This window comes from Enterobacter sp. TCD1-1 (assembly GCF_020567405.1).
In the GTDB taxonomy this organism is placed as follows: domain Bacteria; phylum Pseudomonadota; class Gammaproteobacteria; order Enterobacterales; family Enterobacteriaceae; genus Enterobacter; species Enterobacter quasiroggenkampii.
Window position 1 is genome coordinate 213,852 of the sequence record NZ_JAJCXF010000001.1, and the last position, 17,811, is coordinate 231,662.

Sequence of the window (17,811 nt, forward strand, 5' to 3'; positions counted from 1 at the left end):
CTCATTTAGTAGCACAAAACATTAAAAACCCAACCACACAGCCCGATTATTTCCAGTTAATATTCACCCGCTAAATATTTAGCAGCGTGTCTATTAAGGAAAAATAATGACTATAAAAAAATCAGCGCTGGCGGTAACGATCGGCGCGGCAGTGGCATTAACGACCTTCGCTTCTCAGGCGGAAATCACCGTTCTTAAGCAGGATCCTCAGGCGGGTAATCCGCTGAGCCGCCTGAACTTCACCGTTGGCGGCAGTATTCGTCCTCAGTTCCAGAACATGACCGGCGACGACGGTAAAAACAGCTACAAGCGTAACGGCTTTGACGGCGGCACCCGTTTCCGTTTCGCAGCCGATTACTACCTGTTTGATGACATCAGCTGGATCAGCTACTACGAGCTGGGTGTGAACATTCCTGCGCAGTTTAACTGGGATCACCACTACGCCGAAGGCGCACACGACACCACGCGTCGTATGCTCTACACCGGTCTGAAGAGCGACACCTGGGGTACGCTGACCTTCGGTCAACAGAACAGCGTTTACTATGATGTGGTGGGCGCGAAAACCGATATCTGGGACTACGACATGATCGCTCAGGCGCCAGGTAACGGGATCAACGGCGACTACGACGGTTCTTACCGTTCACGCCAGATGCTGAAATATAAGAAAACCGTGGGCGATGCTGATATTTATGCATCCTACCTGTTTGAAGACAGTGAATACCTGCCGGGCAACGGCCTGCGCTACAAGCGTAAAGGCGGCGGTTCACTGGGCCTGGATTACCACCTGACTACCGACCTGACCTGGGGCGCCGCGTGGAACTACACCCGCGCCGACATGCGTAACCCGGACAACGGCGACAGCAAAACCTACGACCAGAACATCCTCGGTACCGCGCTGAGCTGGACCCCGGACAACTGGACCTTCTCCGCAGGCGGCGGCTGGTATCAGAACTTCCTGACCACCAAAAAAGTGTCTGTTAACGATTACTTTGCGGGCGACGCGTGGGGTATTGAATACTTCGCAGGTTATAAATTCCCAATCGGTCAGTACGCGGTTAAATCCATCCAGCCTTACTTCATGGGTGACCGCATTGAGTACGTGAACGGCCGTAACTACCAGCGCATCGACAACGGCGTGGGTATCAGCTTCCAGCTGGATTACGGTTTCCGCGTGGATTACGAACACGTGTTCACTTCCAGCACCGACAACCTGGGCGACATGAACCTGGTGCGTCTGCGTTACGACTTCTAAGCCGTCTGTTCCCCGGTGGCGCTGTGCTTACCGGGGCTACAACAGTACGCGTAGGCCGGGTAAGGCGTAGCCGCCACCCGGCTTTATTTTTCAGCGATCAAGCCACTCAGCAACCTCGCCGTACGTCCCGCGATAGACAATCTTCTCCGCCTTTTTCTCCAGCTGATAGCCGTACATTGGGTCGTAATAGTCCTTCAGCAGCGGCGTAAGCCAGCTGAAGTGCGCGTCCGTGCGGCCAGATCGTTGCTGTTCCAAAAGCGCGGAATCTAACAGCGCGGTAAATTCCGCAAAGCGCTGCAGCCCCAGGCGGCGACGAATGGCGAACAGGCCGTGATGCAGGTACTGGCTGTATTCTTTCCAGCCTGCTTCCTCGCCGTAGGCGGCAGAAAAATCCGCCCACATATGGTCGAAATACTCTTCGCGCAGACGTTCAAGACGGATCTCAAACGGATCCTCTACCACCACGATAGGGGCTTCAACCATGCGGTCGCGCAGGCAGGCTGGCAGGTGGTTAGAGCCAATCATCCGGCCTTCATCTTCCAGCACCCAGCGCGCGGCGTCTTTTTTCAATAGCTCAACCGCAAGGTGATTTTCAAAGCTGGCCTGGGAAAGCTGCGGCGTCAGCGTGCGGCCAAATGACGAGCCACGATGGTGCGCCAGTCCTTCCAGATCGATACCCTGTGCATGCTGCTTCACCAGCAGGGTTTTACCGTTCCCGGTACAGCCGCCAATAAGCACCATCGGCTTTTGCGACTGCTCAATGGTCACCTGAATCGCCGTCTGGCGCAGGGCCTTATAGCCACCGCGGATCAGCGGGTAGTCGATACCCGCCTCTTTCAGCCAGGCCTGCGAGATATGCGAGCGCTGGCCGCCGCGCGCGCAGCAGAGAAAGCCCTCAGGATGGGCAAGGCTGGCCTCGCGCCAGGCGTTGATGCGGGCCTCACGCGTGTCGCCGCTCACCAGGCGATGGCCGAGCGCCAGCGCGGCGTCCGGTCCCTGACGTTTATAACAGGTGCCGACGGCGGCGCGCTCGTCATCATTCATTAAAGGCAGGTTGACTGCCGCTGGCATCGCGCCCTGGGCAAATTCGATCGGCGCGCGAACGTCGATTAAAGGGGTATCGGACGCGAGGATCGCGCGATAGTCCGTTCCATCGTTCATGGTTATTCCAGAAGAAAGCTAAGCAGCAATGGGCGGGAATTGTACGCCGGGGAAAGAGGAGGTCAACTCCCCGGCGGAGGGATAACTATTTAAGCTTTGACTGTGCCCAGACAATACCGCTCGCGTATTCCGGCGGCAGGAGCGGGATCATGGCTTCCAGCGTGGCGCTCAGGCGGCCCGTGTCGCTGTCGTTGAGGTTCAGGTGGCCAACCTTACGACCCGGACGAACCTCTTTGTCATACCAGTGCAGATGCACCAGCGGCAGCTTCAGCCAGTCGTAGTTCAGATCGGTTCCGATCAGGTTGATCATCACCGACGGGCTGTTGACCACCGGCTGCGGCAGCGGCAGGTCGGTAATCGCGCGCAGGTGCAACTCAAACTGGCTGATGGAGGCGCCGTTTTGCGTCCAGTGGCCGCTGTTGTGCACGCGCGGTGCCAGCTCGTTGATCAGCAGACCAGACGGGGTGATAAAGCACTCCATCGCCATCACACCCACGTATCCGAGCTCGTGCATGATGGCAGAGAGCATCTCTTCCGCCTGCGCCTGGTGGTCAGCATTGGCCTGCGGGAAGGCCACGCTGGTGCGCAGAATGCCGTCCTGATGAAGGTTATGCGTCAGCGGATAAAATACGGTATGCCCGTCATGACCGCGCGCACCAACCAACGACACTTCACCGCTAAAGTTGATGCCCTGCTCAACAATGCACTCGCCGTAGCAATCATCCGGCAGCTCGGCGGTGTCGCCTGCGCGCAGGCGCCATTGGCCGCGGCCATCGTAGCCACCCACGCGGCGCTTCACGATCGCCAGCTCGCCCAGCATGGCGAAGACGTCGTTCCACTCGCTTTTATCAGACAGGAGTTGCCACGGTGCGGTTGCGAGACCCAGCTTGTCGAAAAGCTGCTTTTGCGTCAGACGGTCGGCAATGATCGGGAACACGTCGCGGTTAACGAAGGCGTTATGACGCGCCAGCTCGCGGGTCAGGGCGGTCTCCGGCCAGCGTTCGATCTCAGCGGTAATGACGCTCTGGTGGAACGGTACCGCTTCCGGCTCGGCGTCCAGGCCGACGGGCCAGACGGAAATCGCCAGCGGTTCGCCAGCCTGACGCAGCATGCGGCCTAGCTGGCCGTTACCGAGAACGCAAACCTGCTTCATGCGGCACCCCGCGGGTCTGGATTGTCCAGCACCTCGTCGGTCTGGGCTTTACGCCACGCCGCCAGACGCTGGTGTAAGTCTTTATCGTGCGTCGCCAGGATCTGCGCGGCCAGCAGGGCGGCATTGGCGGCGCCCGCTTTACCAATCGCCAGCGTGCCGACGGGAATGCCACGCGGCATCTGAACGATGGAGTAGAGGCTGTCCACACCGCTTAACGCGGCGCTTTGTACCGGGACGCCCAGCACCGGCAACAGGGTTTTGGCGGCAATCATGCCCGGCAGATGTGCTGCGCCGCCCGCACCGGCAATGATCACCTCATAACCGTTCTCTTCGGCGCTTTCGGCGAAGCTGAACAGTTTGTCCGGTGTACGGTGCGCGGAGACCACTTCAACGTGGTGCGGAACATTCAGGATGTCAAAGATTTCGGCGGCGAACTGCATGGTAGCCCAGTCGCTTTTGGACCCCATCACGATGGCGACACGCGCCGGATTATTGCGGGAAGACATGCGTCTTAAAACTCCTGTGGTGCGAAACACACTGCTTTCGAGGGCACAGAGAATAGCATGTTATACGGGCAAGGAAAACGGTTGCGCGGTTAAATATTGAGCCGTTGTTGCCATCAATTCATAACAAAACAGACCGCATTCTGGCGGTCTGTTTTTGTCGAGGGGCAATCATTATTTCGTCAGTTCTGCGGTCATATAGACGCGGTTGTCGACCTTCGCGCTGGTGATTTTGTAAGACGCGCCCTGTTCAGCAGCCTGTGCAGCGATTTTCGCTTCTGCGCGGTCAAGGGTAGAGGCGGTTGCACTCACGCTCTGCGCGAAAGAACCGAAAGAAACCAGGGAGAGAGCCGCAACTGCAACGAAAGATTTGATGGATTTCATGGTCGTATTCCTTAAGAGTTTTGTCTGGGATAGGGCATGTTGCCCTGATGTGATAAATAATAGGCCGACCACGGGCTGATTAAAATCGAAACAATTTGCCGTTATTGTTCAAAAAAATAGAATGATATGAAGAGGGGTTAAAACGGAAACGCGATCAGCTCCACGCCCTCAGGCGTGACTTTGACCATAGAGCCTTCGGTGTGCCAGGCACCTAATACCACGCGATGGGCCGGTTCGCCGTTGGCGATAAGGGAATGCACGTCAGGACGATGGGTATGACCGTGGATGAGCCACTGAACGTCATGCTTTTCCATCACCCGCACGACCGCCTGTGGATTGACGTCCATGATGGTCATGGATTTGCTGCTGTTGGCGGCTTTACTACCTGCACGCATTCTGGCGGCGATGCGGTTGCGGATAAAGAGCGGCAGGGCAAGGAACACTTTCTGGATCCACGGGGTGTGGACTTTGGCGCGAAACGCCAGGTAGCCGGTATCGTCGGTGCAGAGCGTGTCGCCGTGCATAATCAGCACCTTGCGGCCGTAGAGGTCGAGCACCTGTTCTTCCGGCAGCAGCGTCATGCCGCTTTCACGGGCGTAGCGCTTGCCGAGCAGGAAATCACGGTTGCCGTGAATGAAGTAGCAGGGGACGCCGCAATCCACCAGCGCGTGAATGGCGGCGGCCATTTCACGGTGCAGCGGGTTAGGATCATCGTCGCCAATCCAGGCTTCAAAGAGGTCGCCCAGGATGTACAGCGCATCGGCGCTTTTCGCTTCACCGCGTAAAAAACGCAGAAAACCGGCGGTTGTCGCCGGTTCTTCTGTTTGCAGATGAAGATCCGCAATAAAGAGTGTCGCCACCAATTACTCGCTGACGGTCACGCTTGTAATCACAACGTCTTCTTTTGGAACGTCCTGGTGCATACCGCTGCGGCCAGTAGAGACGGCTTTGATCTTGTCAACCACGTCCATACCTTCAACCACTTCTGCGAATACGCAGTAGCCCCAACCCTGCAGGCTTTCGCCGGAGAAGTTCAGGAAGTCATTGTCCGCCACGTTAATGAAGAACTGTGCAGTAGCAGAGTGAGGCGCCTGAGTACGTGCCATCGCCAGCGTGCCACGGGTGTTTTTCAGGCCGTTGTTCGCTTCGTTCTTGATCGGCTCTTTAGTGGCTTTCTGGTTCATGCCAGGTTCGAAACCGCCGCCCTGGATCATAAAACCGTTGATCACGCGGTGGAAAATGGTGTTGTTGTAGAAACCTTCGCGGCAGTAGTCCAGGAAGTTTTTAACTGTTTCAGGCGCTTTGTCATCAAAGGTTTTGATTACGATATCGCCATGATTAGTGTGGAAAGTAACCATTTTTGCATCCTGTTCCGTTATTGTGGTACGTCGACCCGCCTTCGGGTCATCTATAGGGGCTTGTTATAGCATAACCACAGGATGCGATCACCTTGCATTGTGTGCTGCTTCGGGTTTGAATTACGGGTAGAATAGCCGGTTTTCAACCACACACGTGTTTACATGGAATCTTCGATGTTAAAAATCTTTAATACAATGACGCGCCAAAAAGAGGAATTTAAACCTATCCATGCCGGGGAAGTCGGCATGTACGTGTGTGGTATTACGGTTTACGATCTCTGTCACATTGGCCATGGCCGTACCTTTGTCGCCTTCGACGTGGTGTCACGCTACCTGCGTTTTCTGGGGTACAACCTGAAATACGTGCGCAACATCACCGACATCGACGATAAGATCATCAAGCGCGCCAATGAAAATGGCGAAAGCTTTGTCGCGCTGGTGGATCGCATGATCGCTGAGATGCACAAAGACTTCGACGCCCTGAATATTCTGCGTCCGGACAGCGAGCCGCGCGCGACCCACCATATTCACGAAATCATCGAGATCACCGAAAAGCTGATCGCCCGCGGTCATGCGTATGTTGCCGACAACGGCGACGTGATGTTCTCCGTGCCGACGGACCCAACCTACGGTGCGCTTTCCCGTCAGGATCTGGATCAGCTCCAGGCCGGTGCCCGTGTCGACGTGGTTGACGTGAAGCGTAACCCGATGGACTTCGTGCTGTGGAAGATGTCCAAAGAGGGTGAGCCAAGCTGGCCATCCCCGTGGGGCGAAGGCCGTCCGGGCTGGCACATTGAATGTTCTGCGATGAACTGCAAACAGCTGGGCAAGCACTTCGACATTCACGGCGGCGGCTCAGACCTGATGTTCCCGCACCACGAAAACGAAATCGCGCAGTCCACCTGCGCCCACGGCGGCGAGTACGTGAATTACTGGATGCACTCCGGGATGGTAATGGTTGACCGCGAGAAGATGTCGAAATCGCTGGGTAACTTCTTTACCGTGCGCGATGTGTTGAAATACTACGACGCGGAAACCGTGCGCTACTTCCTGATGTCCGGCCACTATCGCAGCCAGCTGAACTACAGCGAAGAGAACCTGAAACAGGCGCGCTCGGCGCTGGAGCGTCTCTACACCGCGCTGCGCGGTACCGACAGGTCTGTTCCGGCGGCAGGTGGCGAAGCGTTCGAAGCGCGCTTTATTGAGGTGATGAACGACGACTTCAACACCCCGGAAGCCTACTCCGTACTGTTCGACATGGCGCGCGAAGTGAACCGCCTGAAGTCAGAAGATATGGCCGCGGCGAATGCGCTGGCGTCCCATCTGCGTAAGCTCTCTGCCGTGCTTGGCCTGCTGGAGCAGGAGCCGGACGCGTTCCTGCAGAGCGGTGCGCAGGCGGACGACGGTGAAGTGGCGGAAATTGAAGCGTTGATCAAGGCGCGTCTGGAAGCGCGTCAGGCGAAGGACTGGGCGGCGGCAGATGCGGCGCGTAACCGTCTGACCGAGATGGGCATCATCCTGGAAGACGGCCCGCAGGGCACCACCTGGCGCCGTAAGTAAGTCTGTAACGCCCGGTGGCGCTCACGCTTGCCGGGCCTACAGGCAAAAGTAGGCCGGGTAAGGCGCAGCCGCCACCCGGCTTTTTTTACCTTCTTTTCCACCACAACATTCCCATCAGCACGACCCCCGGCAGCCACACCCACAGCAGTTCTGAAATAATCACCTGATGCCCGTACGGCGTGGTATAGCGTGAGAGCGCAAACGGCGCGACCTTAATCACCTGCCACGGCGCAAAGAAGCGTTCTTCAGACCACGGCCACAGCCAGCCGACGCCTTTCCCGCCTGTGGTAATCGAATCCAGCAGGCTGTGCGACAGCAGTGACACGGTTAAAAACAGCCAGCACCGCGTCAGGCTGGTCCTGAACCATCGTCGTCCAGTCAGTACGCAAAGTATCGGCACCACGAAGGCAAACAGCAGGGAGTGGGTAAAGCCGCGATGGCCGAAAACGTTGCCATACGCGACGCCGAACTTAAATGCCAGCACGTCGGCATCTGGCAGCATGGCGAGAACAATGCCGGCAAACAGCAGGCGGGGTGGGATAACTTTTGTCCCCAGGCCTAAGCCCAGGCAAAGCGGAACAGCAGCGTGTGTAATGACGGTAGGCATTGTGATTATCCATGGCAAATCATGGAAATATAGCAGTCATTCCGCGCTAAAAAACCTGTGCGAAATTCTGATTTTACGCCGACTCGCGTGCGATAAGCTGCCCGGAAAGCGTAATGCGCTGGGTTTGCAGCGTCGGCTCCTTCAGCGTGCGAATAATCAGCCCGGCCGCCTGACGCCCCGTCTCTTCGCTGGCGGACGAGACGTAGGTAAACGAGGGCGAGGTGAGGTTAACGTGGAGCATATCTTCGAAACCGACCAGGGCGACCTGCTGCGTCAGAAACACATCTTTACCCACCGTACGCCCGACCTGATGAATACCGGAGATGGAGCCGATCATGGCATCCGGCGAGTGGCAGAGCAGGGCGGTGATGGTATTGTTTTTTTCCAGCAGTTGGCGGGTCGCGAAACCCGCGGCCAGCGTGTCATCGCTGCAGGCCGGAGAGTATTCATCGCGCCAGACCAGCCCGTTTTGCGCCATCGCGCTGCGAAAACCGAGCAGGCGCTGTTCGCGGATAAGGCAGCCTTCGCGTCCGCCAATGTAGGCGATATTACGATGACCGCGCTCGATAAGATAACGCACCGCCAGACTGGCCGCCTGTCGGTTATCGCGCATCACCAGATTGCATTTTTCATCCAGTAGCGACTGCGAGACCACCACCAGCGGCAGCGGGCAGTGGCGAATCTTTTCCGGGAGGGTGGCGGTGCGGGTATCCGAGGCCAGATAGATCACCCCTGCGACGCCCTGCTGCTTAAACGACAGCAGGCAGCGCTCAAGATGGTCATGGTCGTTCTGGGGCTGACCGAGAAAAACCATATACCCCTGTTTTTCAAGATCCTGAACGATGCTCGCCATCACCTTGATGGAGAAACTGTCGCTAAAGTCACGGAGGATCAGGCCAATCAGGTTGGAGGTATTGGCGCGAAGGTTGGCAGCGGCAACGTTATGAACATAGCCCAGGGTATTGATGGCAGCGTTGACCTTCTCGATCGTTGCCTCTGAGATTTTCCCTTTCTGGCGCAGCACCAGGGAGACGGTGGAAACCGACACGCCCGCGTGCTTCGCGACATCAATAATGCTGACTTTCTTCAAAACCGCTCCCTGAAATTTACCGATTATCAGCCAGATAAAACACGTCTCCCAGCGTACAGGAGACGTGTCGTTCAGGCATCTTATTATTTGCCGATCATGGTGGACATGGTCTGGGCGATAAACTGTGCTCTGGCACCGAAAATCACCTGAATACCGTTGTCGCCGACAAACACCACGCCGCGCGCGCCGAGTCCGTTCAGGCCGTCTTTATCCACCGCCTCGCTTTTTGTGACTTCCAGGCGAAGACGAGTGATACAGGCGCCGACGGAGTCGATGTTATGCGCGCCGCCCAGCAGGGTGATGATCTCGGTCGCGAGTTCAGAATCCGATTTCTCATCCGCGTTGGCGGTTACTTCAGTGCGGCCCGGCGTTTTCACGTCGAAACGACGGATCACAAAGCGGAACGTGAAGTAATAAATCAGGCCCATTGGAATGCCGATGATAATGGCGCTCAGGAAGTGGGTCTGGTAGCCGTTAAACGACGGCAGGATCCCGAATGACAGATAGTCGATAAAGCCTGCAGAGAACGACTTGGCGATATGCGCATGCAGCAGGTACATGGTCATGTAGGCCAGACCCGCCATGATGGCGTTAAAGACGTACAGAATCGGTGCCACGAAGATAAAGGTAAACTCAACCGGTTCGGTGATCCCCGTCAGGAAGCAGGTGAGCGCCGCGGAGAACAGAATACCGGCCGCGATTTTTTTATTCTTCGTATGGGCTTCGTGATACATCGCCAGGCACGCCGCAGGCAGCGCGAACAGCATCAGCGGGAATTCACCCTGCATGAACTTGCCGGCGTTCTGGTAGGTGTCGCTGCTGAAGGATTTCACCCCTTCTTCCAGCATCTTGAACCAGATGGTCTGGTCGCCGTGGATCACCTGGCCTGCCTGGGTGGTGTAATCCCCAAACGAATACCAGAACGACGGATACCAGATATGGTGCAGACCGAGCGGGATCAGCGCGCGTTCCACCAGACCGAAGATAAAGGTCGAGGCCGCCTGATTATCGCCGTTAACGACCACGGAGAGGGCGTCGATACCGGCCTGGATATGCTGCCAGACATACGGCAGCAGCAGCCCCATCAGGAACGAGAGGAACGCCGTTGCAATCGCCACGAAGCGCTTGCCGGAGAAGAAGCCCAGGAATTCCGGAAGCTGCATGGTGTGGAAGCGGTTGTAGCACCAGGCCGCGAGAATACCGCAGATCAGGCCGCCGAAGACGCCCATCTGCAGCGTCGGAATGCCCACCACCATGGCGTATTTCCCGCCCTGGGAGGCCATTTCCGGCGTGATGCTCAGCACGGTGCTGATGGTGATATTGGTGACAAACACCGAGACCGCCGCGGACAGCGCGGCAATACCGGATTCTGACGCCAGGCCCACGGCAGAACCAATGGCAAACAGCATCGGCAGGTTATCAAAAATAACCCCGCCCGCGTTCATCATCAGCGGCAGATGGAACTTATCGCCAAAGGCCAGCAGCAGGCCCGCAGCGGGAAGCAGTGAAATTGGCAGCATTAAGGCGCGACCAATCATCGATAACTTAGACAGCGATTTAACAAACCCTGATATCAGACTCATGCTGATTTCCCCCGAGTAGCGCTTTTTTTGGCGCTGTTATTGTAAGTAGAACGTTTTAGTAGAACGTTCTACTTATCGTGGGCAAAGAGTGAAAAACGCGCAACTGAATTTTCACTTTTCAACAGATGAAATAGTGATTATTTGAAGTGGATCGATAAATAACCGTGATGGGTGTGAGGGGATGATGAGAGACATTGCCGGGTGGTGGCTTCGCCTTACCCGGCCTGGAAACGGCGTTCGGACTGTTCCCTCTCCCCGTTGGGGAGAGGGTTAGGATGAGGGGACTCAGGCCGTAACGGTTACGCTCTGGCCTTCAAAGCTCACGGTCTGCCCCGCGACGATCTTGCAGCGCTTGCGGGTTTCCACCGCACCGTCCACTTTGACAAGCCCGTCGGCAATGGCAATTTTCGCCTGCGCACCGCTTTCGCTCCAGCCTTCCAGCTTGAGCAGATCGCACAGCTCAACGTGCGGGTGTTTGCCTAATGAAAATGTGGCCATCTTACGCGTCCTCTACGTCGTGATATTCTTCGCATGCCTGCAGGGTATTCTGAATCAGCGTTGCGACGGTCATCGGACCTACGCCGCCCGGTACAGGGGTAATGTAAGAGGCACGCGCGGCGGCATCTTCATACACCACGTCGCCGACCACTTTGCCGTTTTCCAGACGGTTAATCCCGACGTCCACGACAATCGCACCCTCTTTAATCCACTCGCCTGGAATAAAGCCCGGCTTACCGACCGCGACGATCAGCAGATCGGCGTTCTCAACGTGGTGGCGCAGGTTTTTGGTGAAGCGGTGGGTGACGGTAGTGGTACAGCCGGCCAGCAGCAGCTCCATGCTCATCGGACGGCCCACGATGTTGGACGCGCCAATGACCACAGCGTTCAGGCCGTAAGTATCGATGTTATAACGCTCCAGCAGCGTCACAATACCGCGCGGCGTGCACGGACGCAGACGCGGCGCACGCTGGCACAGGCGGCCCACGTTGTACGGATGGAAACCGTCCACGTCTTTATCCGGTGCGATACGCTCCAGCACCTTCACGTTGTCGATACCGGCGGGCAGCGGCAGCTGAACCAGAATACCGTCGATCTCTTTATCGGCATTCAGAGTGTCAATAAGTTCCAGCAGTTCTGCTTCGCTGGTGGTTTCCGGCAAATCGTAAGAGCGGGAGACGAAGCCGACCTCTTCACACGCTTTGCGCTTGCTGCCGACATAAATCTGCGATGCCGGGTTACTGCCAACCAGCACAACGGCCAGCCCGGGGGCGCGTTTTCCGGCGGCTTTACGCGCCTTCACTTTTTCCGCGACCTCAGAGCGCACCTGCTGCGCAATCGTTTTACCGTCAATAATCTTTGCTGCCATCAGAGAGAAGATTCCGTCTGTAACGTTCGAAAGGGGGGATACGTGTATTTTGTCAGAAGCGAGCCTCGCTGTCAGTCACCCTTTGCGCGTTTTTATCAGCAAGCCGCAAAAACCCTTCTTAAGGGATGGTCAATTTCTTAGGCGGGATTAGGATGTGACCTGGCGAAATGGCAGCGTTTTGACATATTTAAAAATCGCCTCCTGAGCTACTTTGTCTCCTCCGAAATAAGCTTTCAATTCATCAATTGAACGTATTTCTTATTCCCGATTATTCGCGGGAAGGGTTATTTACATTTTAAAGGAATAGACATGAAACTCAGCAACATTGCTTCTACTGTTATTGCAACTTTGGCCCTGGTTGCGGGTGCCGCAAATGCAGCAGATCCTGCTGCCCCGGTTTCCGTAAATGGCGGTACCGTACATTTTAAAGGTGAGCTGGTTAATGCGGCTTGTTCAGTCAATACTGATTCTTCCGAGCAGACCGTTAATCTGGGTCAGTATCGTACCGCGAAATTCACCAAAGTGGGCGACACCACCTCTAATATTCCGTTCAACATTGAACTGAACGATTGCGATCCGCTGGTCGCCAAAACCGCAGCCGTTGCGTTCACCGGTCAGATCGACCCAACCGATAAAACCCTGCTGGCCGTCACCTCTGGCAGCAACGACAACACCGCGAAAGGCGTGGGTATCGAGATCCTCGACAGCAAATCCAGCGTTCTGACCCCAGACGGTGCGACCTTTTCTGCTGCGCAGACGCTGATCGAAGGGACAAACACCCTGAAGTTCACCGCGCGTTATAAATCAACGGCTGCGACTACCGAGCCAGGCCAGGCGAACGCTGACGCCACCTTCGTAATGAAATACGAATAATTCCTCCGCACAGGGATGTTCAGGCCTCAGGGACGAGGCCCGTCATACGCTATTGCCAGGAACGAAGGATGACAAGGACAGGAACACTACTGCTGTTAACCCTTGCGATGGCTTGCCCGGCATCGGCGCATACCGTGGTGATCGAAGGCGGCAAGGTTCATCTCCGAGGTGAACTGGTGAACGGCGGCTGCGCCGTGGCGCCCGACAGTCAGAACATGCGCATCGATATGGGGCAGTACCGAACCAACTCATTTTCCGGCGTGGGCAGTTTTTCCACGGTAAATGTGCCGTTCACCGTGCGACTGCTGGACTGCAGCGTTGATGTTTCGCGCACCGTGGGGATCCAGTTTCAGGGCGTCACACCCGCAGAGGATCCGCAGGTCTTTCTGGCGACATCGCGGCCAGGGGAAACGCCTGTCAGCAGCGGCGTCGGGCTGGCGCTCTTTGACGAACAGCAACGTCAGATTATCCCGAATGCCACGGCCGTCAGCTGGCTGCCGATCGATACCCGCGAGCTGGCGTTCCATTTTAGCGCCCGCTATCGGGCTATTTCCGAACACCTCGAGCCAGGCAAAATTCAGTCGGATGTCTGGTTTACGTTGATTTATCCATAACACCTGCGAACACATTATTAAAGGTACGGTTGTGATGAATACCCTAATTAAACCAGGACTTTTTTTATCGTTTATTTTAATGATGGTTTCTGCATGCGCGAATGCATCCGGCGGTATTGCGCTGGGAGCCACCCGCGTTATTTATCCCGCAGAGGCGAAGCAAACGTCGCTGGCAATCACCAACAGCAATAAACAGGAACGTTATTTAATTAACGCGTGGATCGAAAATGCAAACGGGCAAAAAGAAAAAACGTTTGCCGTCACGCCGCCCCTGTTTGTTAGCGAGCCGGACAGTGAAAACACGCTGCGCATTATTTACGCCGGGCCTGCGCTGCCTGCCGACCGTGAATCGCTGTTTTACATGAACGTGAAAGCGATCCCGTCAGTGAACAAAGCCAAAACGGAAAACAATAACGTGCTGCAGCTGGCTATTCTCTCGCGCATCAAGCTGTTTGTGCGACCGAACAACCTGGCGATGCAGCCAGAAGAGGCGCTTTCCCAGCTGCGGTTTGAGCGCGCCGGCAACCATCTCAAAGTCAGCAACGCATCCCCGTATTACATCACCCTCGTCAATCTTAAGCTGGGCGGTCAGACGCTGGATAACCTGATGGTTGCGCCGAAAAGCGCGGCTCAGCAGGTACTGCCAGCCGGTGCCAGCGGCACGCTCTCCTGGCAGAGCGTGAATGACTACGGTGCCATCACGCCGGCGCGTAGCGTCAACCTGTGAGCAGAGTCAGGGCGATGAAAAACCACCAGAGACGTTACTGCCCGGTTGCGCTGGCGCTGATGGCTGCGCTCTGGCCACAGGCTGGCTGGAGCGAAAGCTATTTCAACCCGGCCTTTTTGTCCGACGACACCGCCAGCGTGGCGGATTTGTCGCGTTTTGAACAAGGACACCAGCAGGCGCCCGGCGTTTATCGCGTGGATATCTGGCGTAACGATGAATTTATCGGAACTCAGGACGTGCGTTTTGAGCAGGCTGAGAACACGCCGCCGGTGGCGGGCGGGTTATCGCCGTGTATTACGCGGGCGATGCTCGACCGCTTTGGCGTCAACGTCGCGGCGTTTCCCGAGCTGGCTCAGGTCCAGGGCGAGACCTGCGTCCCGTTGACCACGGCCATTCCCGGCAGCGAAACGGTATTTAACTTTGCCTCACAGCGTTTGAACGTCAGCCTGCCGCAGGTGGCATTACAGAACAGCGCCCGGGGCTACATTCCGCCTGAACAGTGGGATGAGGGCATTCCCGCCGCGCTGCTGAACTACAGCTTCTCCGGCAACCGGGGCAGCGAAGACGACAGCTATTATCTCAACCTGCAGAGCGGTCTGAACTATGGCGCCTGGCGCTTGCGTAACAACGGCGCATGGCGATACACGCAGACCAACGGGCAGCGACACAGCGAGTGGCAGAATATTGGCACCTGGGCACAGCGCACCGTGATCCCGCTGAAAAGCGAACTGGTCCTGGGCGACAGCAATACCGGCAATGACGTCTTCGACAGCATGGGGTTCCGCGGCGGACGGCTCTTCTCGTCTGACAGCATGTATCCGGACAGCCTGCAGGGCTACGCGCCCACCGTGCGCGGGATCGCCCGCACGCCCGCCAAAGTGGTGGTCCGTCAGAATGGCTACGTGATCTATCAAAGCTATGTGCAGCCGGGCGCCTTTGCGATTACCGATCTCAACCCCACCTCTTCAAGCGGTGACCTGGAAGTGACGGTGGAAGAGAAAGACGGCAGCCAGCAGCGCTATACCGTGCCGTACTCCACCGTGCCGCTTCTGCAGCGCGAAGGGCGCTGGAAGTATGACCTCGTCGCGGGGGATTACCGCAGCGGTAACAGCGATCAGGACACGCCGTTCTTCACCCAGGGCACCCTGATTACCGGACTTGCCAACGGCTTTACGCTCTACGGCGGAACGCAGCTGGCCTCACGCTATACCGCGGTCGCCGTCGGGGCCGGAAAAAACCTGGGCGACTGGGGCGCGGTTTCGCTCGATATCACCCACGCCCGCAGCCAGCTCGCGGACGACAGCAAGCATGAAGGGCAGTCTCTGCGCTTCCTCTATGCGAAATCCCTTAACGGTTTCGGCACCAACTTCCAGCTGCTGGGCTACCGCTACTCCACAAAAGGATTTTACACCCTGGACGATGTGGCCTGGCGCTCAATGGAAGGCTATCAGTATGCCGACAGCCAGGATAATGACGGCGTGCCGGACGTGCAGAGTTATCACAACCTGACGTGGAATAAAAAAGGCCGTTTCCAGCTCAACGTATCTCAGTCTCTGGGGGACTACGGCTCGATCTATATCTCCGGCAGCGAGCAGACCTACTGGGGAACCGACGAGTCGAACCTCTGGTACCAGTTGGGCTACGCGGGGGGCGTGAAGGGGATCAACTACTCCGTTTCGTGGTCGTGGAACAAATCCGTCGGGATCGACGGCACCGACCGGATCGCGTCGTTTAACGTCTCCGTGCCGTTCAGTATCTTTACTCGCCAGGGCTATCGTCGGGACAGCGCGATTGACCGCGCCTATGCCACGGCTTCCGCCAGCCGGAACAGCGATGGCGACACGAGCTGGCAAACCGGCGTCAGCGGCACGCTGCTGGAGGACCGCAACCTGAACTACAGCGTGACCCAGGGACACACCAGCACCAACGGCGCAAGCGGAAGCGCCAGCGCCAACTGGCAGGCGACCTACGGCACGTTGGGCGTGGGCTACAACTACAGCGACGATCAGCACGATCTTAACTGGCAGCTCTCCGGCGGGGTCGTCGGTCATGCCGACGGCGTGACCTTCAGCCAGCCGCTGGGCGACACCAACGTGCTGATCAAAGCCCCGGGGGCATCCGGCGTCAGCGTCGAAAACCAGACCGGCGTGAGAACCGACTGGCGAGGCTACGCGGTAATGCCGTATGCCACCGTCTACCGCTATAACCGCGTGGCGCTGGATACCAACACCATGAGCAACAACACCGACATCGAAAACAACGTGAGCAGCGTGGTGCCGACCAAAGGCGCGCTGGTGCGCGCCAGCTTTGATACCCGCATTGGCGTGCGCGCCCTGCTGACGGTGATGCGCGGTAACCAGCCCGTGCCGTTCGGCGCGGTGGTCCGTGAGACCCGGAGCGGTGTCACCAGCATGGTGGGGGATGACGGGCAAATTTACCTGAGCGGGCTGCCGCTGGAAGGCGAACTGCTGATCCAGTGGGGCGACGGGGCGCAGTCCCAGTGTCGCGCGCCATACAGCTTGCCTGAAAAGAGCCTGCAACAGGCAATCACACTGAAGGGGATTCGCTGTGAATAAAACCCACATCTTTGCCTTGTCGCTTCTGGCGTTACTGCCTGCGACAAACGCATTCGCTACCGTGTGCGTCAATGAAAAGGGCGTGCCGACGGAGGTGCATTACGACCTGACGGATAAATTCAATAGCTCGAATAACCAGATTGGACAGGTCGTGACGCTCAGCGAGAAGTCGCAGTGGGTAGGGGTGAATGCCGTCTGCCCGAAGGGCACCGTCGGGAATACCACCAAGCGTAGCTATGTGACCGACTACCCGGTAACGGGAACGAGCGATGGCTATCAGTATCTGAAGCTTAACGACTATCTGGACGGGGCCATGAAAATCACGGACAGCTATGCTGGCGTGTTTTATCCGCCCAAAAACTATATCCAGATGGGGAGCCACCCTAACGTCTCGAAAAACAAACCGTTTGGCGTGCAGGACTCCAGCCTTGTCTTCCGCCTTAAGGTGACCCGGCGTTTTATTAACATGGTCGTGATCCCGCGCGCCACCATGTTCCGCGTTTACGTCACCACCACCTCCTCCGATCCGCTCACCACGCCGGTCTATACCATCAGCTACAGCGGTACCATCCAGGTGCCGCAAAGCTGCGCCATCAACGCCGGGAACGTGGTGGAGTTTGATTTCGGTGACATTGGCGCCTCCCTGTTCAGCAAGGCGGGTGTAGGTAACAAACCGGAGGGGGTCTCATCGCAAAGCAAAACCATTGCGATCAAATGCACCAACGTGGAGGCGAACGCCATGCTGACGATGCGCGTTGAGGCGGAAAAAGTCTCTGATAATGTGCTGGTGTCGGATAACCCGGACGTCGGGTTTATCATCGCTAACGAGAGCGGGGCGCCGCTGACGCCTAACAACCTGACAAGCAAAATTCCGTTCCGCCTCGACGACAGCGCGCAGGCGCAGGTCGGGATCCGGGTCTGGCCGGTGAGCGTGACGGGCAATAAGCCAGCGGAAGGGCGTTTTACCTCGCGCGGGTATCTGCGTGTGGATTACGACTAAGGAG

18 protein-coding genes are annotated in these 17,811 nt (G+C 57.1%); 7 read left to right on the forward strand and 11 right to left on the reverse strand.

Annotated elements, in window-relative coordinates; translation table 11 throughout:
• Positions 1-106 precede the first annotated feature (106 nt).
• The gene (locus LJA86_RS01035) at positions 107-1,252 is read left to right on the forward strand and encodes a porin (RefSeq protein WP_045909733.1); all 1,146 of its coding nucleotides are present in this window, start codon (positions 107-109) and stop codon (positions 1,250-1,252) included.
• Between the two features lie 90 nt (positions 1,253-1,342).
• Here the strand turns inward: LJA86_RS01035 and mnmH are convergent, their stop codons facing one another.
• From mnmH to ppiB, 6 genes are all read right to left on the reverse strand, one after another.
• Complete coding sequence (gene mnmH, locus LJA86_RS01040; protein ID WP_229225376.1) at positions 1,343-2,413, reverse strand: tRNA 2-selenouridine(34) synthase MnmH; 1,071 nt, start codon at positions 2,411-2,413, stop codon at positions 1,343-1,345.
• Between the two features lie 85 nt (positions 2,414-2,498).
• Positions 2,499-3,566, reverse strand: coding sequence for a 5-(carboxyamino)imidazole ribonucleotide synthase (gene purK, locus LJA86_RS01045; RefSeq protein ID WP_048030139.1), 1,068 nt, complete (start codon positions 3,564-3,566; stop codon positions 2,499-2,501).
• Positions 3,563-4,072: a 5-(carboxyamino)imidazole ribonucleotide mutase gene (gene purE / locus LJA86_RS01050; protein WP_196345889.1), complete on the reverse strand. Its 510-nt coding sequence runs from the start codon at positions 4,070-4,072 to the stop codon at positions 3,563-3,565. Before purE ends, purK begins: the two co-directional genes overlap by 4 nt.
• Before the next feature lie 171 nt (positions 4,073-4,243).
• Positions 4,244-4,453: a YdgH/BhsA/McbA-like domain containing protein gene (locus LJA86_RS01055; protein ID WP_229225378.1), complete on the reverse strand. Its 210-nt coding sequence runs from the start codon at positions 4,451-4,453 to the stop codon at positions 4,244-4,246.
• Between the two features lie 137 nt (positions 4,454-4,590).
• Positions 4,591-5,313: a UDP-2,3-diacylglucosamine diphosphatase gene (gene lpxH, locus LJA86_RS01060; protein ID WP_229225380.1), complete on the reverse strand. Its 723-nt coding sequence runs from the start codon at positions 5,311-5,313 to the stop codon at positions 4,591-4,593.
• Between the two features lie 3 nt (positions 5,314-5,316).
• Positions 5,317-5,811 (reverse strand): peptidylprolyl isomerase B, encoded by a 495-nt coding sequence (gene ppiB / locus LJA86_RS01065; RefSeq protein ID WP_008499327.1) that lies wholly within the window; start codon positions 5,809-5,811, stop codon positions 5,317-5,319.
• A 174-nt stretch (positions 5,812-5,985) separates the two neighbouring features.
• On the opposite strand from ppiB, the gene cysS reads away from it, so the two are divergent.
• A complete protein-coding gene (gene cysS, locus LJA86_RS01070; protein ID WP_048225958.1) occupies positions 5,986-7,371 on the forward strand; it encodes a cysteine--tRNA ligase in 1,386 nt (461 codons plus the stop codon).
• 85 nt (positions 7,372-7,456) lie between these two features.
• Here cysS and LJA86_RS01075 read toward each other — a convergent pair whose 3' ends face one another.
• The 5 genes from LJA86_RS01075 to folD all read right to left on the reverse strand — a co-directional run bounded on the left by LJA86_RS01075 (position 7,457) and on the right by folD (position 12,017).
• Entirely contained in the window at positions 7,457-7,978 is a 522-nt protein-coding gene (locus LJA86_RS01075; protein ID WP_229225382.1) for a metal-dependent hydrolase, read from the reverse strand.
• A 73-nt stretch (positions 7,979-8,051) separates the two neighbouring features.
• A complete protein-coding gene (gene malI / locus LJA86_RS01080; protein WP_045909727.1) occupies positions 8,052-9,068 on the reverse strand; it encodes a Mal regulon transcriptional regulator MalI in 1,017 nt (338 codons plus the stop codon).
• Between the two features lie 83 nt (positions 9,069-9,151).
• Positions 9,152-10,651, reverse strand: a complete 1,500-nt coding sequence (locus tag LJA86_RS01085) for a PTS transporter subunit EIIC (RefSeq protein WP_045909726.1) — start codon at positions 10,649-10,651, stop codon at positions 9,152-9,154.
• Between the two features lie 285 nt (positions 10,652-10,936).
• Complete coding sequence (gene ybcJ / locus LJA86_RS01090) at positions 10,937-11,149, reverse strand: ribosome-associated protein YbcJ (protein WP_004143016.1); 213 nt, start codon at positions 11,147-11,149, stop codon at positions 10,937-10,939.
• A gap of 1 nt (position 11,150) precedes the next feature.
• Entirely contained in the window at positions 11,151-12,017 is an 867-nt protein-coding gene (folD, locus tag LJA86_RS01095; protein ID WP_008499332.1) for a bifunctional methylenetetrahydrofolate dehydrogenase/methenyltetrahydrofolate cyclohydrolase FolD, read from the reverse strand.
• Positions 12,018-12,326: 309 nt separating this feature from the next.
• Here folD and fimA point away from each other — a divergent pair, with 309 nt between their 5' ends.
• From fimA to fimH, 5 genes are all read left to right on the forward strand, one after another.
• Complete coding sequence (gene fimA, locus LJA86_RS01100; RefSeq protein ID WP_008499333.1) at positions 12,327-12,890, forward strand: type 1 fimbrial major subunit FimA; 564 nt, start codon at positions 12,327-12,329, stop codon at positions 12,888-12,890.
• A 68-nt stretch (positions 12,891-12,958) separates the two neighbouring features.
• A complete protein-coding gene (gene fimI / locus LJA86_RS01105; RefSeq protein ID WP_023310642.1) occupies positions 12,959-13,504 on the forward strand; it encodes a type 1 fimbrial protein subunit FimI in 546 nt (181 codons plus the stop codon).
• 34 nt (positions 13,505-13,538) lie between these two features.
• The gene (fimC, locus tag LJA86_RS01110; RefSeq protein WP_048030144.1) at positions 13,539-14,231 is read left to right on the forward strand and encodes a type 1 fimbria chaperone FimC; all 693 of its coding nucleotides are present in this window, start codon (positions 13,539-13,541) and stop codon (positions 14,229-14,231) included.
• Between the two features lie 14 nt (positions 14,232-14,245).
• A complete protein-coding gene (locus LJA86_RS01115; RefSeq protein ID WP_229225383.1) occupies positions 14,246-16,807 on the forward strand; it encodes a fimbrial biogenesis usher protein in 2,562 nt (853 codons plus the stop codon).
• Entirely contained in the window at positions 16,800-17,807 is a 1,008-nt protein-coding gene (gene fimH, locus LJA86_RS01120) for a type 1 fimbria D-mannose specific adhesin FimH (RefSeq protein ID WP_045909723.1), read from the forward strand. The genes LJA86_RS01115 and fimH overlap by 8 nt, the downstream gene beginning before the upstream one ends.
• Positions 17,808-17,811: the final 4 nt, after the last annotated feature.